16 protein-coding genes and 2 pseudogenes are annotated in these 14,814 nt (G+C 64.3%); 9 read left to right on the top strand and 9 right to left on the bottom strand.

Going from position 1 to position 14,814, the window contains the following annotated elements; translation table 11 throughout:
- Window positions 1–125: 125 nt before the first annotated feature.
- From kdsB to D3H34_RS34140, 6 genes are all read right to left on the bottom strand, one after another.
- Entirely contained in the window at window positions 126–899 is a 774-nt protein-coding gene (gene kdsB / locus D3H34_RS01285; protein WP_119551439.1) for a 3-deoxy-manno-octulosonate cytidylyltransferase, read from the bottom strand.
- Window positions 896–1,078 carry a Trm112 family protein gene (locus D3H34_RS01290; RefSeq protein WP_013541700.1) on the bottom strand — a complete coding sequence of 61 codons (183 nt, stop codon included), beginning with the start codon at window positions 1,076–1,078 and terminating at the stop codon, window positions 896–898. Before D3H34_RS01290 ends, kdsB begins: the two co-directional genes overlap by 4 nt.
- Window positions 1,059–2,006: a tetraacyldisaccharide 4'-kinase gene (lpxK, locus tag D3H34_RS01295; protein WP_119551924.1), complete on the bottom strand. Its 948-nt coding sequence runs from the start codon at window positions 2,004–2,006 to the stop codon at window positions 1,059–1,061. The genes D3H34_RS01290 and lpxK overlap by 20 nt, the downstream gene beginning before the upstream one ends.
- An 80-nt stretch (window positions 2,007–2,086) precedes the next feature.
- Window positions 2,087–2,512 carry an ExbD/TolR family protein gene (locus D3H34_RS01300; protein ID WP_062471507.1) on the bottom strand — a complete coding sequence of 142 codons (426 nt, stop codon included), beginning with the start codon at window positions 2,510–2,512 and terminating at the stop codon, window positions 2,087–2,089.
- Between the two features lie 14 nt (window positions 2,513–2,526).
- Entirely contained in the window at window positions 2,527–3,159 is a 633-nt protein-coding gene (locus tag D3H34_RS01305; RefSeq protein WP_095947709.1) for a MotA/TolQ/ExbB proton channel family protein, read from the bottom strand.
- Window positions 3,077–3,379 (bottom strand): hypothetical protein, encoded by a 303-nt coding sequence (locus D3H34_RS34140; protein ID WP_167481088.1) that lies wholly within the window; start codon window positions 3,377–3,379, stop codon window positions 3,077–3,079. Before D3H34_RS34140 ends, D3H34_RS01305 begins: the two co-directional genes overlap by 83 nt.
- Window positions 3,380–3,471: 92 nt before the next feature.
- On the opposite strand from D3H34_RS34140, the gene xseA reads away from it, so the two are divergent.
- Together xseA and D3H34_RS01315 are read left to right on the top strand one after the other, a co-directional pair.
- The gene (gene xseA / locus D3H34_RS01310) at window positions 3,472–4,785 is read left to right on the top strand and encodes an exodeoxyribonuclease VII large subunit (RefSeq protein WP_119551442.1); all 1,314 of its coding nucleotides are present in this window, start codon (window positions 3,472–3,474) and stop codon (window positions 4,783–4,785) included.
- Between the two features lie 50 nt (window positions 4,786–4,835).
- Window positions 4,836–5,417 carry a superoxide dismutase gene (locus D3H34_RS01315; RefSeq protein ID WP_119551445.1) on the top strand — a complete coding sequence of 194 codons (582 nt, stop codon included), beginning with the start codon at window positions 4,836–4,838 and terminating at the stop codon, window positions 5,415–5,417.
- A 66-nt stretch (window positions 5,418–5,483) separates the two neighbouring features.
- Here D3H34_RS01315 and D3H34_RS01320 read toward each other — a convergent pair whose 3' ends face one another.
- The 3 genes from D3H34_RS01320 to D3H34_RS01330 all read right to left on the bottom strand — a co-directional run bounded on the left by D3H34_RS01320 (window position 5,484) and on the right by D3H34_RS01330 (window position 6,723).
- Complete coding sequence (locus D3H34_RS01320) at window positions 5,484–5,954, bottom strand: DUF192 domain-containing protein (RefSeq protein ID WP_119551447.1); 471 nt, start codon at window positions 5,952–5,954, stop codon at window positions 5,484–5,486.
- A gap of 91 nt (window positions 5,955–6,045) precedes the next feature.
- Window positions 6,046–6,234 carry a hypothetical protein gene (locus D3H34_RS01325; RefSeq protein WP_119551925.1) on the bottom strand — a complete coding sequence of 63 codons (189 nt, stop codon included), beginning with the start codon at window positions 6,232–6,234 and terminating at the stop codon, window positions 6,046–6,048.
- Between the two features lie 150 nt (window positions 6,235–6,384).
- Window positions 6,385–6,723 carry a cell envelope biogenesis protein TolA gene (locus tag D3H34_RS01330; protein ID WP_119551451.1) on the bottom strand — a complete coding sequence of 113 codons (339 nt, stop codon included), beginning with the start codon at window positions 6,721–6,723 and terminating at the stop codon, window positions 6,385–6,387.
- A gap of 219 nt (window positions 6,724–6,942) precedes the next feature.
- Here D3H34_RS01330 and icd point away from each other — a divergent pair, with 219 nt between their 5' ends.
- The 7 genes and pseudogenes from icd (at window position 6,943) to clpA (ending at window position 14,781) form a co-directional block, all read left to right on the top strand.
- Entirely contained in the window at window positions 6,943–8,202 is a 1,260-nt protein-coding gene (gene icd / locus D3H34_RS01335) for an NADP-dependent isocitrate dehydrogenase (RefSeq protein WP_119551454.1), read from the top strand.
- 359 nt (window positions 8,203–8,561) lie between these two features.
- A pseudogene (locus D3H34_RS34605) lies at window positions 8,562–9,287 on the top strand (Clp protease N-terminal domain-containing protein); the annotation flags it as partial.
- Window positions 9,274–10,257, top strand: a pseudogene (gene tssG, locus D3H34_RS01345) (type VI secretion system baseplate subunit TssG); the annotation flags it as partial. The pseudogenes D3H34_RS34605 and tssG, both read left to right, overlap by 14 nt.
- A gap of 25 nt (window positions 10,258–10,282) precedes the next feature.
- Window positions 10,283–11,323: a type VI secretion system protein TssA gene (locus tag D3H34_RS01350; protein WP_286185336.1), complete on the top strand. Its 1,041-nt coding sequence runs from the start codon at window positions 10,283–10,285 to the stop codon at window positions 11,321–11,323.
- Window positions 11,320–11,892: a hypothetical protein gene (locus D3H34_RS01355; RefSeq protein ID WP_119551459.1), complete on the top strand. Its 573-nt coding sequence runs from the start codon at window positions 11,320–11,322 to the stop codon at window positions 11,890–11,892. The genes D3H34_RS01350 and D3H34_RS01355 overlap by 4 nt, the downstream gene beginning before the upstream one ends.
- A gap of 140 nt (window positions 11,893–12,032) precedes the next feature.
- Window positions 12,033–12,392 carry an ATP-dependent Clp protease adapter ClpS gene (clpS, locus tag D3H34_RS01360; protein WP_119551462.1) on the top strand — a complete coding sequence of 120 codons (360 nt, stop codon included), beginning with the start codon at window positions 12,033–12,035 and terminating at the stop codon, window positions 12,390–12,392.
- Between the two features lie 67 nt (window positions 12,393–12,459).
- Window positions 12,460–14,781, top strand: coding sequence for an ATP-dependent Clp protease ATP-binding subunit ClpA (gene clpA / locus D3H34_RS01365; RefSeq protein WP_119551465.1), 2,322 nt, complete (start codon window positions 12,460–12,462; stop codon window positions 14,779–14,781).
- Window positions 14,782–14,814 lie beyond the last annotated feature (33 nt).

Raw genomic sequence — 14,814 nt, forward strand, 5'->3', positions numbered from 1 at the left:
ATGGTTCTTAGATTTTGTGTCGCGCCCCATGCGCGCCCTCAGGCGCACCGAGGCGGAATTGCATCGAGGATAGCACGCGTGCCCGTGACAAATTTCCACCGTCTCCCTCGGAGGCGGCCAGCAACTCACGCGGGGGAGCCGGCAGCGAAGACGGCGCGCACGCGCGCCAGGTCTTCGGGCGTGTCGATACCGGGGCCCGGTGCGACATCGCTCACATGCACCGCAATGCGATGCCCGTGCCACAGCGCGCGCAGCTGTTCGAGCGCTTCGGTGGCCTCGACAGGCGCGGGCGACAGCAACGGAAATTGCCGCACGAAGCCCGCACGATAGCCATAGATGCCGATGTGGCGCAGCGGTGCGGGGCTGGGTAATACCGAGGGCGCCGCGCCGTTCGAAGAGCCGTCGCGCCACCAGGGGATCGGCGCGCGGCTGAAGTAGAGCGCGTGACCCTGCGCGTCAAGCACGGCCTTCACGACATTCGGATTCATGAAGTCGGCCAGCGAGTCGATCGCGTGGACGGCGGTGCTCATCGCCGCTTGCGGCCGTGCGGCCAGCGTGGCCGCCACGGCGTCGATCAGCGCCGGGTCGATCAGCGGTTCGTCGCCCTGCACGTTGACGACGATGGTGTCGCCGTCGAGTCCGAGCTGTTCGCAGGCTTCAGCCAGCCGGTCGGTGCCGCTGGCATGGTCCTGGCGGGTCAGCAGGGCCTCGACGCCGTGCGCCTTGCATGCGTCGAGGATGGAGGCGTCGTCGCCGGCCACCACCACGCGCAGGGCGCCGGACTGGCGTGCGCGTTGCGCCACGCGCACGACCATCGGCAGGCCGGCGATGTCGGCCAGCGGTTTGTTGGGAAGTCGCGTCGAAGCCAGTCGGGCCGGCACCAGAACAGTGAAGCTCACAGGCCCAGCTCTTCGTCGGACAGCGTACGCGCCTCGTTCTCGAGCAGCACCGGGATGCCGTCGCGCACCGGGTAGGCCAGGCGCGCGCTGCGCGAGCAGAGCTCCTGCTTTTCGGCATTCCAGGTCAGCGGGCCCTTGGTGACGGGGCAGACGAGCAGTTCAAGCAGCTTGGTATCCATCGAGCGATGATAGCTTTGCGTCGAGCGCGGCGAAGAACGCCCGCGAGGGTTCGAAGCGCAGCGGCACGGCGAGCGCGTCGGGGGCCTGCACCCAAAGTTTCACCGCGTCTTTTTCGGTGCAGATCAGGGGCAGGGCGGGGCCGGCCGGGCGTTGCCAGCCTGTGAAGTCATGGTGGTCGGGCAGCGCGAGGGTGTCCGCGAGCGTGAGGCCGCGCGCGCGCAGCATCGCGAAGAAGGCTTCCGGCCGCGCGATGGCGGCGAGCGCGATCACGGGTTGGCCGGCGAGCGTGTCCAACGGAATGCGTCGACCGTCCTTGGCGAGCGCGTACGGCGCCAATTCGCGCGTGGCGGTGTAGCCGCCGGTGAGCGCGGGCCGCTCACCGCTGTGCAGCAGCAGGTCACAAGGGCGGGGCCATGGCTCGCGCAGGGGGCCGGCAGGCAGCAGCCAGCCATTGCCGATGCCGCGGTCATCGAACACGCAGATCTCGATGTCGCGTGCCAGCGCCAGGTGCTGCAGGCCATCGTCGCTGACGATGACCTGCGCGGCCGGGTGCCGTTCGAGCAAGACGCGTGCGGCCTCTATGCGCTCTCGGGCCACGAAGACGGGCGCGCCGGTGGCATGGTGGATCAGCGCGGGTTCGTCGCCGACGTCCTGCGGATCGCTGTCGGATTGGACTTCACGGCAATCGTCGGTGCGTCGACCGTAGCCGCGCGACACCACGCCCACCTGCAGTCCGCGTGCCTGGAGATGGCGCACGACCGCCATCACGACCGGTGTCTTGCCGGCTCCGCCCGCGATCACATTGCCGACCACGATGACGGGGACCGGCACGCGCCCGGTCTTTTTCCAACCCCAACGATAGAAGGTGCGCCGCAGCGCGAAGAGGGCGCCGTAGACCTGCGACAGCGGCCACAGCAGGCAGGCCATCGGGCCGCGGCGCAGCCAGACATCCTGCAGCCGCGAGGCCGAGGGCGCCGGACTGCCGTGGCCCGCAGCGCTCGACACGCTCAGTGACCAGCCTGGGCCGTCGACTGGGCGGCGAAGGTGATCTGCATCAGGCCGGCGCGGCGCGCGGCCTCCATCACCGTCACCACAGCCTGGTGCGGGCTGGCGGCGTCGGCGCTGATGATCACGACGCTGTCCTTGCCGCCGGTGGCAGCGGCGCCGAGCGCGGCGGCCACGGTGTCGACGCTGCGGTCTGCCAGGGGGGACTTGTTGATCACGTAACGGCCGTCGGCGGACACCGCCACGATCACTTCCTTCGGGTAGTCGCGCTGCGCATCGACGTCCGCGGTCGGCAGGCGCAACTGCATCTCGGTGAACTTGCTGTAGGTGGTCGACAGCATCAGGAAGATCAGCACGACCAGCAGCACGTCAATGAACGGGATCAGGTTGATCTCCGGCTCGTCACGTGCCCCATGACGAAACTGCATGCGGCCACGCGAACTCATTTGCGCAGAGCGTTCAGGTGGCGGGCAAAGCGCTCGCCAGAGAGTTCGAGGTTCAGCAGGTACTCGTCGACGCGGCTGCGGAAGTAGCGCCAGAAGATCAGCGTGGGAATGGCCACGATCAGGCCGAAGGCCGTGTTGTACAGGGCGATCGAGATGCCATGCGCCAGTTGCGCCGGATTGCCCGAGCCGACCGCACCGCTGCCGGGCGATTGCGATCCGAAGATCTCGATCATGCCGATCACCGTGCCCAGCAGGCCGAGCAGCGGCGCCGCCGAGGCAATGGTGGCCAGCGCTGGCAGGTAGCGCTCCAGCTTGTGCGCCACGGTACGGCCCGAGGCCTCCATGGCGGCGCGCAAGTCGTCTTCGGTGCAGCGCGGGTTGGCGTTCAGTGCACGCAGGCCGGCGGCCAGGACCTGCCCGAGCATCGAGTTGCTTTCCAGTTTGGTCACGACGTCCGGGCCGGGAACCGCGCCGCGCGACACGGTGATGGTCTCGTCCAGCAGCTTCGGCGGCAGGACCTTGACGGTCTTGAGGCTGGTGAAACGTTCAATGACCAACGCGAGTGCGATGACCGAACAGGCGAGCAATGGCCAGATTGGCCAGCCCGCGGCAACAATGATGGAAAACAAGAAAATCCTCCGGCCCGTAGACTGCAAATGCGCGGCGATTATCCACCGAGCCACCATCGGCTTGCGGCTTGTTTGCGTGTCGGCAAGGACGCACAGATTCTGTGGATAACTTTGTGATTAACCCATTGCGCAATGTCTCCGAACCCGCATGGGACGGGCTTTCCGTTAGATCGATTGAATTTTGAGCAGCACTTTTTTTAATGAAATCAACAGCTTGCACGAGAACTCGTGCATCTGTTCCACCATACCCCTCCAAAGTGGGGGGCGCGACGCCCGTTGTGGAAGAGTGGCGATCGACGGCAAGGGGGCGCCATGAGCTTCCGGGAGCCGAATGCAGCGCCCGGGCCGCGCGTCTGGGCCGTGGGCGCGCTGTGCCGCGCGGTGGCCGATGCGCTCGACGCGCGCTTCAATCCGGTGTCGGTGCGCGGGGAGATCTCGGGCTTCTCGCGCGCGTCGAGCGGCCATTGCTATTTCTCGCTCAAGGACGAATCCGGCCAGCTGCGATGCGCGATGTTCCGCCGTGCCGCCGGCCTGCTCGACTTCACGCCGCGCGACGGCGACCAGGTCGAGGTGCGCGGCCGGCTGGCGGTGTACGAGCCGCGCGGCGACCTGCAACTGGTGGTTGAAAGCCTGCGGCGCGCGGGGCAGGGCGCGCTGTTCGAACAGTTCCTGCAACGCAAGGCACGCCTCGAGGCCGAGGGCCTGTTCGATCCGGCGCGCAAGCGGCCGCTGCCGTCCATGCCGCGCGCAGTGGGGGTTGTTACCTCACTGGGCGCTGCGGCACTGCACGACGTCGTGACAGCGTTGCGGCGGCGCGTGCCTCACATCCCTGTGGTGCTGGCGCCGGCGGCGGTGCAAGGGGCCAACGCACCGGTCGAGCTGGTGCGCGCCCTGCAGTCGCTCTACGCGCTCGAGCCGGCCGTCGACGTGATCCTGCTGGTGCGCGGTGGCGGATCGATCGAGGACCTCTGGGCCTTCAACGACGAAACCCTGGCGCGCACCATCGTGCAGAGTCCAGTGCCGGTGATCAGCGGCGTGGGGCACGAAACCGATTTCACCATCGCCGACTTCTGCGCCGACCTGCGCGCACCGACACCGACGGCCGCCGCCGAACTCGTCAGCGCGCCGCGCGATCTGTGGCTCGGCGCGCTCGATCTGCTTGACGAACGGCTCGGCGATGCGCTGGGCGGGCGGCTCGATGTGCTCGGACAGCGGCTGGACCAGGCGGCCTCACGGTTGGGGCGGCCATCCGGACTGGTGGCTCGCCAGCAATTGCGGCTGGCGCATCATGCGCAGCGTCTGCACTATGCGGTGCTGTCCCGGCGGGAGCGCCTGGCGCAGGTGCCACAAGCCATCGCGGCGGACTTTCCCCTCAAGTTTTCTCGCGCGCTGGCCCAACGGCGCGAGCGGCTCGAACGCGTGGCGCTTCGCCTGCAACTGCTCGACCCCACGCTGGTTCTGCAGCGCGGCTACGCCTTGCTCACGGACGAAGCGGGCCACGCGATTGTCAGCAGCCAGAATCTGCAGGCAGGAGACGCAGTGCTGGCGCGACTTTCGGACGGGGCGGTGCGCATGACCGTCGACCCCGGCGACAGCACGGGGCCACGTCCGACGTCGGCGCGATGATTCCTTCCTAGAATCCTTTGTTTCCCACAACCAACCCACGAGAAAAAACCATGGAACATGTGCTCCCACCCCTGCCGTACGCCATCGACGCACTGGCCCCCGAGTACTCGAAGGAAACGCTCGAGTACCACCACGGCAAGCATCACAACGCCTACGTGGTGAACCTGAACAACCTGCAAAAGGGCACCGAGTTCGAAGCGATGACGCTCGAAGAGATCGTCAAGAAGTCCAGCGGCGGCATCTACAACAACGCCGCCCAGATCTGGAACCACACCTTCTTCTGGAACTGCATGAAGCCGCAAGGCGGCGGCGCACCGACGGGTGCACTGGCCAAGGCCATCGACGCCAAGTGGGGCAGCTTCGACGCCTTCAAGGAAGCCTTCGTGAAGTCGGCCGTGGGCAACTTCGGCTCGGGCTGGACGTGGCTGGTGAAGAAGGCCGACGGTTCGGTGGACATCGTGAACACCGGCGCCGCCGGCACGCCGCTGACGACCGCCGACACCGCGCTGCTGACGGTGGACGTGTGGGAGCACGCGTACTACATCGACTACCGCAACCTGCGTCCGAAGTTCGTCGAGACCTTCCTGGCCAAGCTGGCCAACTGGGACTTCGCAGCAAAGAACTTCGGCTGAAGCCGGGTTCGGCGTTCGCCATGAAAAAAGCCGACCTGCGGGTCGGCTTTTTAGTGGGTGCTGAATTCAGCGCTTGGCGGCCGAGAAGAGTTCGCCGCCGAGCTTGGCCCCCTTCTTGATGTTCTTCTTGGCGAACCAGCCCTGGTTCATTTCGAGCACATAGCGCACCGGCTCTTCGGAGCAATGCGAGTTCTCGGTCATCGGCTGCATGTCGACCAGATTGACGATGCGGCCGTCGTCGGCCACGAAGGCGGCCGTCAGTGGCAGCAGCGTGTTGCGCATCCAGAAACACTGCGTGGCCGGCTGCTCGAACACGAAGATCATGCCCTCGGCCTGCGGCATCGTCTTGCGGAACATCAGGCCAATCTCGCGCTCGCGAGGCGATTGCGCCACCTGCGCATCGATCTTGTAGAGGCCGACCGACAACTGGGTACGTGCCAGGTCGGTTTGGGGTTGCGGTTGGAGTTGCTGCTGCGCGTGGGCCGGCGCCAAAAAGGACGCGGACACCAGAAGCAGTGCGGCGAAACGCTGAAACATCGGATGACTCTTTCAGGGCCGGGACACACAAGGTCGGCCCGTGACCAATAAAAATGCCCGCCGAAGCGGGCATTGCCGGGAGCTGGAAAGCTTACACCTTCTTGGCGGCGGCCGCGTGGGCCTTCGAGACGTGACGCACCTTGTGCTTCTTGACGGCGTGCTTGGCCTTTGCCTTGTGCACTGCGGGGGCGGCCGGCGCTGCGGCTGCGGGTTCGGCGGCTTGCGCAAATGCACCGGCTGCGAAGAGGCCGGCGACCAGGGCTGCGATCAGCTTGTTCATGAGAAATCCTTTGAGATTGTTGATTTGGATCACCTCCCTGCGGAAGGTCTCCATTCAACGGGCCTCAGGAACCCCGGTTGACAATGGTTGAACAAAACTGCGGACGAAAAAAAGCGCTCCGGAGAGCGCTTTTTCGTGGGGCAGTCCGGCTTACTTGGCGCCGGGCATGTCGGGCGTGCCGCCCTGGGTGGCCTTGCGCTTCACGCTGCCGTCCTTGTTGCGACGACGATCATCGCGGGTCTTGGCGCGCTTTTCGCCAGCAACGCCAGCCTTGTCAGCGCCGAACGTGCCGCCTTCAGGCGTCTTGGCGATGTCGCCAGCAGCAGGAGCCACTTGACCAGCGGGCTTGGCTTCCTTCTTGGCTTCAGCGCGTGCTTGCGGCTTGCTGTTGGTTGCGTTGCCTTGTTCGGGCGTCGTGCCGGCCGGGTTCTGGGCATACGCGCCAGCGGCGAACAGGCCAGCGATCATGACTGCGAGAAGTTTGCTCATTGATGATTCCTCTATCGAGAATTGGTTGGAAACGCCTCCCGGCAGGCAGAAGGTCAGCCAGTAACGGACTCTATGGCCCTACGGTTGACAATCGTCCGCTGATGGGTTGCGTCTAAAATGTACAGCGATTTGTCAACGGGCTGTACAGCGATTCTCCCTCGCTGTCTTAATTCGTTGACACTCTCTCGAACCATGTCATTCTTGGAGTCAATCCCCCTCATGTCCAGCTATCAGCACATCAAGGTTCCGACCGAAGGTCAGAAGATCACGGTCAACGCCGACAATTCGCTCAATGTGCCTGATCAGCCGATCATTCCGTTCATCGAAGGCGACGGCACGGGGCTGGACATCACGCCCGTCATGCTCAAGGTGGTGGACGCCGCAGTGGCCAAGGCCTACGGCGGCAAGAAGAAGATCCACTGGATGGAGGTCTACGCAGGCGAGAAGTCGACCAAGGTCTACGGCCCCGACGTCTGGCTCCCCGAGGAAACCCTGCACGCGGTGCGTGACTATGTGGTGTCCATCAAGGGCCCGCTGACCACGCCCGTGGGTGGCGGCATCCGTTCACTCAACGTCGCACTGCGCCAGGAACTCGACCTCTATGTCTGCCTGCGACCCATTCAATACTTCGAGGGCGTGCCCAGCCCGGTGCGCGAGCCGCACAAGACCAACATGGTCATCTTCCGCGAGAACTCGGAAGACATCTATGCAGGCATCGAGTTTGAAGCCGAAAGCGACAAGGCCAAGAAGCTCATCAAGTTCCTGCAAGACGAGATGGGTGTCAAGAAGATCCGCTTCCCGAACACGTCGGGCATCGGCGTCAAGCCGGTGTCGCGCGAAGGCACCGAGCGCCTCGTGCGCAAGGCGTTCCAGTACGCCATCGACAACGACAAGCCGAGCGTGACCCTGGTCCACAAGGGCAACATCATGAAGTTCACCGAAGGTGGCTTCCGTGACTGGGGCTACAACCTGGCCGCCAAGGAGTTCGGCGCCGAGCTGATCGACGGCGGCCCGTGGATGAAGTTCAAGAACCCGAAGACGGGCAAGGAAATCACCGTCAAGGACAGCATCGCCGATGCGTTCCTGCAGCAGATTCTTCTGCGCCCCGCCGAGTACAGCGTGATCGCCACGCTGAACCTGAATGGCGATTACGTCTCCGATGCGCTGGCCGCACAGGTCGGTGGCATCGGCATTGCCCCGGGCGCGAACCTGAGCGACACCGTCGCCATGTTCGAAGCCACCCACGGCACGGCGCCCAAGTACGCCGGCAAGGACTATGTGAACCCGGGTTCCGAGATCCTGTCCGCAGAAATGATGCTGCGCCACATGGGCTGGACCGAGGCGGCCAACCTGATCATCAGTTCGATGGAAAAGGCGATTGCCAGCAAGAAGGTCACCTATGACTTTGCACGCCTGATGGACGGTGCAACGCAGGTGAGCTGCTCTGGTTTCGGCCAAGTCATGATCGACAACATGTAATTGCAAGCGCTGACGTCAAGAAACGTCATGCCTGTCCAAAGCCCTCGAGCTTCCGAAAGGACTCGAGGGTTTTTTTCTTGCCCGGCGTGCCCTCGATATCGTTGTTGAATTACCTCCTTTGTCTTCTGAATGTAAGGAGCGGCGGGCAAACATCACGGATCAATAGGACGCCTCTTTCGTTTAACCATTGGTAGAAACTGTACTGAATTTTCCTTGCAGAGAGCCGCCAGAATCGCGCCCATTCCAAGAAGCATGGGGCGCGAAATGGGGAAGAAGAACGCAGAAATCTGCTCGGCGATATCGAGCGTCGAAGATGATTCGGTTGAACGGAGCGTGTATGCCGCACGGCAGATCGCGCAATGACGATCTCTCGGCGAGCACTGTTCGGCAAGCTCAATCTCACCTTGTTTCGTGGCATCGAATCCGCCACTGCATTTGCCAAGTTGCGCGGCAATCCTTATGTCGAACTGACGCATTGGATTCATCAGCTCTGGCAGCTTAACGACAGCGATCTGCACCGAATCTGCAGGCATTACCAGATCGATCCGCAAGCTATCGAAAGAGACTTCGCATCGGCGTTGTCCAAGCTCCCTTCCGGGGCGACGTCGTTGACCGATTTTTCCAACCACATCGAAGTGGCCATCGAGCGCGCCTGGGTGGTGTCCAGTCTCGAATTGGGTGTGCATTGCGTGCGTGGTGCCTGGTTGTTTGCCGCGCTGCTGCAAACGCCAGAACTCCGGCGCGTGCTTCTCACAATTTCGCCCGCATTCCGAGGAATCCCCGCAGATCAATTGATGGAGGCCGCCGGCGCGATCGTGGCTGGGTCTCCTGAAGGGAAGGAAGGACCGCACGATGGCTCCGGCTTGCCATCCGCTGTGCCCGGTGAAGCCAGTGCCGTGTTCGCGGAGACGGCGCAGGATGGAAAGTCGGCGCTGCGACGCTACTGCACGGATCTGACCGAACGTGCGTCTCAGGGGCAGATCGATCCCGTCATCGGCCGTGGACACGAGATCCGCACGATGGTCGACATCCTGCTGCGCCGGCGTCAGAACAACCCTTTGCTCACGGGAGATGGGGCAGGCCGCGGCCTTGACTTTCGCGCCGCGCGAAATCGCCGGTGTGGTGCTTCCCGGCGAGTCGGAGCGCCGATTGCCGGGGGCGTCGCCGACGCGAGCTGGCAACAACCCCGCGCTTCCGATCGTGCGCCTGTACGGCCTCGGCCTTCTGGGACCCAACGGCCCCTTGCCGCTGCACTACACCGAACAGGTGCGGGACCGCACGGAAAACCACAACGACAGCACCCTCGCGGATTTCCTCGACCTGTTCCATCACCGTTACCTGACGCACATGTACCGCGCATGGGCACAAGGGCAAGCCGCGGCCGGGCTCGACAGGTCGGACGACGAGGTGTTCAGCGGCTATGTCGCGCGGCTGACGGGGCACGACCCGCTGGAGATTCGCGATTCGGTGCTGCCTGCGCACGCGCGGCTGGCGGCCTCGACCCACCTGGCCCGTGAGGCCCGCAATCCCGACGGGCTGGCCGCCACCCTGGCGCAGTTTTTCGCGGTGCCCGTGCAATTGCAGGAATTCGTGCGCCACTGGATCCGGATCGATCCCGAGGACCAGAGCCACCTGGGGCTCGCGCGAACCTCCAGCATCATGGGTGTGGGCGCCATTGCGGGGGAGGTCGTGGCCGACCGGCAGAACAAGTTCCGGCTCGTGCTCGGCCCGCTGAGCCTGGCGCAGTACCTGCGTTTCACGCCGCAGGGCCAGGACCTGGGCCTGCTCGTCGAATGGGTCCGCGGCTTCGTCGGCCATGAGTTCGTCTGGGAGGTGGAGTTGCGTGTGCGCAACGACAGCACGCCACCGGCGCGGCTTGACGACACCGAGAAGCTGGGCTGGTCCACCTGGCTCAGCGGCTCCGGGGGGGATGCAGACGAAGGGCGTGCCGTCGATGCGCTGCGCTCACCCCCCGGCTACACCGTCGGGATGGTGTTCGAGCCCGAGGCGTACATCGGCTCGCGCTGTCACGGCAATGCGACCGCAATACGCTGAATTCTTCACAGTCGAAGCCTGCCTCATGACCTCTCCCGTCCACACAGACGCCGTGCCCGCCGCCTACGCCATGCCAGCCCGAATCGAGGCGGACCGACTGTCGCCTTTCAGTGCAACGGCGCCTTGCGGTCCCAGCCTGGAGTACGACGCCGAATATGCCGTCCTGCTGGCGCGCATGGCTCCCCGCGGCGACGCTCAGTATGGCCAGTTCGTCGGAACGCCGGAGGCCCCCAACTGGGCCGAGATCGAGCGGGATTGCCGCCGATTGTTGCTGCGGACCCGCGACATCAACCTATTCGTCTGGCTGTGCCGCGCGCGCACCCGGTTGGCCCAGGCATCAGGGCTTGCGCAGTCCCTGGTCCTGCTGGCGGAGGCGCTCCAGACCTGGCCCGAGGCGGTCCACCCCCAACTGGTGATCGAAGGCGAGCGCGATCCGGCGGTGCGGGCCAATGCCCTCGCAGCGCTGGCTGATCCGGAAGGCTTGTTGGGCGACATACGCGAGATCGTCATTGCGGCCAATGCTGCACGTCATCTGACGGTGCGTGAAGTCGAGCGGTCGTTTGCGATACCTCGGCCCATTGATGCCGCCAGCCCCGAAGCCATGGCGCAACAACTGGCGGATCTGACGGCTGCCACGTCGGATGACGACCGGGCACCGCTGCATCTGTTGGCGCAAGCGGCCGAGGCCGCTGCACAGATCGTCGCCTGGGCCGGACAGCACCTGGGTCAGGACGCGCCCCCTCTGCACGCGCTGGTGCGATTGCTTGCCCATTTCCAGCGAAGCGCGTCACCGGCGGCACATGTCGTGGTCGCCACAACGCCAGATCCGCGACCGCCGTGGCCGGAGAGCAAGCCCCTCGGCAGGGGGCTTGCGACACGCGACGAGATCCTTCGCGACATCGGCAATGCCCGCCGATGGTTCGAGTGCAATGAGCCAAGCAGCCCGGTCGCCGTGCTGCTCAAGCAGGCGGAACGCATGACGGGCCTGCGTTTTTCGCAGGTGGCCGACGCCATTCCGCTTGATCTGTTGCGTAAATGGGATAGCGATGGGGAGATTTCGCTGTGACGCTGATTCAGGCCAATTTCCTTGTCATCTGTTTTGCGGTGGGCGTCGCCGGAGCCTTGCTTGGTCTCTGTGTGTCTGCGCACAGGATCGGCAGACAATTCGACGCCCAGCGCCGCGTATGGGAGATCGAGCGTGAGCAGACGCGGCAGATGGTTCGTGCCGAGTTGGCGCAATGGGGGCTGCAACAGGCCGGACACCACGAAGCGCAGCGCTTGGCGACAGTGCGCTGGCAGGCCGAGCAGGACGCGCGGCGACAGGCGGAGTGGCAGGCCTTGTGGCGAGAGCCCCAGACCTGGCCCGCCAGGAGAGAAGAACCGCCTGCGTTCCCGCAGCCGGTGCAGCCAAAGGCGCGCCCGTCCGCCCCCGTTCTTCGCCGGGATTCAGAGCCACAGGCTCCGCCTGTACCGCACGAGGTGTCGGCCCTGACCGTACAGAAAGAAGAGCCTGCGCCCGAACGCGAGCTCTCGGACGAAGAAATCGATGCCTTGCCGCCGGAACTACCGGTTGCGACCCGGGTGCTCGGCCGGAAACTGCCGGCACCCAAGGGGCCTGTTCTGCGTCAGCTCTGAAAAAAACCGGCAATTTGCCGGTTTTTTTACGTCTGTCTTCGTGCTGTCGTACACGACGCGTGCCCCTTGATTTGTCGAATAGGCGCCACCAAGTCGGTTGGCGTCGGCACGGTGCTTGCACGCTCTATAGAATCATTTTCATGGCAACGAGAATTCCCAAGACTCCCAGCACCCCACCGGCGCAGAAACCGGCGGGCGACGACGGAGATTCGGTCGTTCTGGAGCGCCGACCGCAAAAAACGGCACCGCCCCAGATGTACCAGGTCGTCATGCTCAACGACGACTACACGCCGATGGAGTTCGTGATCGTGGTCCTGCAGGAATACTTCAGCAAGGACCGAGAAACGGCGACCCAGATCATGCTCAAGATCCACCTCGATGGCCGGGGTATTTGTGGGGTTTATTCCCGCGACATGGCGGCCACCAAGGTCAATCAGGTGATGGAGGCCGCGCAGCAGGCAGGGCACCCGCTGCAATGTGTCAGCGAACCGGTCGCGTGAACCAGTTGAATTGCACGCGCTCCAACCCATCTGAGAACATATTTACAGCAAGGCAAAAGGAAATCACATGATTGCCCAGGAACTGGAAGTCAGCTTGCACATGGCCTTCGTCGAGGCCCGGCAGCAACGCCACGAGTTCATCACCGTGGAACATCTGCTGCTCGCTTTGCTGGACAACCCGAGCGCCGCGGAAGTTCTGCGCGCCTGCTCGGCGAACGTCGACGACCTGCGGGCGTCGCTCACCAACTTCATCAAGGACAACACGCCCCAGGTGGCGGGTACCGATGATGTCGACACCCAGCCCACCCTGGGTTTCCAGCGCGTGATCCAGCGCGCCATCATGCATGTGCAGTCCACCGGCAACGGCAAGAAGGAAGTCACCGGCGCCAACGTGCTGGTCGCGATCTTTGGCGAGAAGGACTCGCACGCCGTGTACTACCTGCACCAGCAGGGCGTCACCCGCCTCGACGTGGTCAATTTCATTGCCCACGGCATCAAGAAGAGCGATCCGCCGGAAGCCGTCAAGGGCAGCGGCGAAGCGCCTCAAGGTGAGGGCGAAGAGGGCGGTGGCGAACGCAACGAGAAGGCCTCGCCGCTCGAGCAGTTCACCCAGAACCTCAACCAGATGGCCAAGGACGGCAAGATCGATCCGTTGATCGGCCGCGAGTACGAGGTCGAGCGCGTCATCCAGATCCTGTGCCGCCGGCGCAAGAACAACCCGCTGCTGGTGGGTGAGGCCGGCGTGGGCAAGACTGCCATCGCCGAAGGCCTGGCATGGCGCATCACGCAGGGCGACGTGCCGGAAATCCTGGCCGAGTCGAACGTGTTCTCGCTCGACATGGGCGCGCTGCTGGCCGGCACCAAGTACCGCGGCGACTTCGAGCAGCGCCTGAAGGGCGTGCTCAAGTCGCTCAAGGACAAGCCGAACGCCATCCTGTTCATCGACGAAATCCACACCCTGATCGGTGCGGGCGCAGCCTCGGGCGGCACGCTCGACGCGTCGAACCTGCTCAAGCCGGCGCTGTCGAGCGGCCAGCTCAAATGCATCGGTGCGACCACCTTCACGGAATACCGTGGCATCTTCGAGAAGGATGCGGCCCTGTCGCGTCGTTTCCAGAAGGTCGACGTGGTCGAGCCGTCGGTGCAGGAAACCGTCGACATCCTCAAGGGCCTGAAGTCGCGCTTCGAGGAACACCATGGCGTGAAGTACGCCGTGGCGGCCCTGCAGGCTGCGGCCGAGCTCAGCGCCAAGTACATCAATGACCGTCACCTGCCCGACAAGGCGATCGACGTCATCGACGAAGCCGGCGCCGCCCAGCGCATCCTGCCGCCGAGCAAGCGCAAGAAGACCATCAGTAAGACCGAGGTCGAGGAAATCGTGGCGAAGATCGCGCGCATTCCCCCGGCCAACGTCAGCAACGACGACCGCAGCAAGCTGCAGACGATCGAGCGCGACCTCAAGAGCGTGGTGTTCGGCCAGGACAAGGCACTCGAAGTGCTGGCTTCCGCGGTCAAGATGGCGCGTTCGGGCCTGGGCAAGGGTGACAAGCCGATCGGCTCGTTCCTGTTCTCCGGCCCCACGGGCGTCGGCAAGACCGAAGCGGCGAAGCAGCTGGCCTACATCATGGGCATCGAGCTGATCCGCTTCGACATGTCGGAGTACATGGAGCGTCACGCGGTGAGCCGCCTGATCGGCGCGCCTCCGGGCTACGTCGGTTTTGACCAGGGCGGTCTGCTGACCGAGGCTGTCACGAAGAAGCCGCACGCGGTGCTGCTGCTCGACGAAATCGAGAAGGCGCACCCGGACATCTTCAACGTGCTGCTGCAGGTCATGGACCACGGCACGCTGACCGACAACAACGGGCGCAAGGCCGACTTCCGCAACGTCATCATCATCATGACGACGAACGCGGGTGCCGAGACCATGAACAAGGCGACCATCGGCTTCACGAACGCACGGCAGGCCGGCGACGAAATGGGCGACATCAAGCGCCTGTTCACGCCTGAATTCCGCAACCGTCTGGACGCTATCGTCAACTTCAAGGCGCTCGACGAACAGGTCATCCTGCGCGTGGTCGACAAGTTCCTGCTGCAACTGGAAACCCAGCTTAGCGAGAAGAAGGTCGAGGTCACCTTCACCGACAAGTTGCGCAAGCACCTGGCGAAGAAGGGCTTCGATCCGCTGATGGGCGCACGTCCGATGCAGCGTCTGATCCAGGACACGATCCGTCGTGCACTGGCCGACGAACTGCTGTTCGGTCGCCTGACCGATGGCGGTCGCCTCGAAGTCGACCTCGACGAGAAGGACGAAGTGCTGCTCGATATCCAGCCGATCCCCAAGAAGGAAGGCAAGTCGAAGCCCGAAGCCGAGGAAGCCGCAACGGGCTGATCGAGGCTCCACAGAGACTGAAGTCAAAGGTCG

It is taken from the genome of Acidovorax cavernicola (assembly GCF_003581445.1).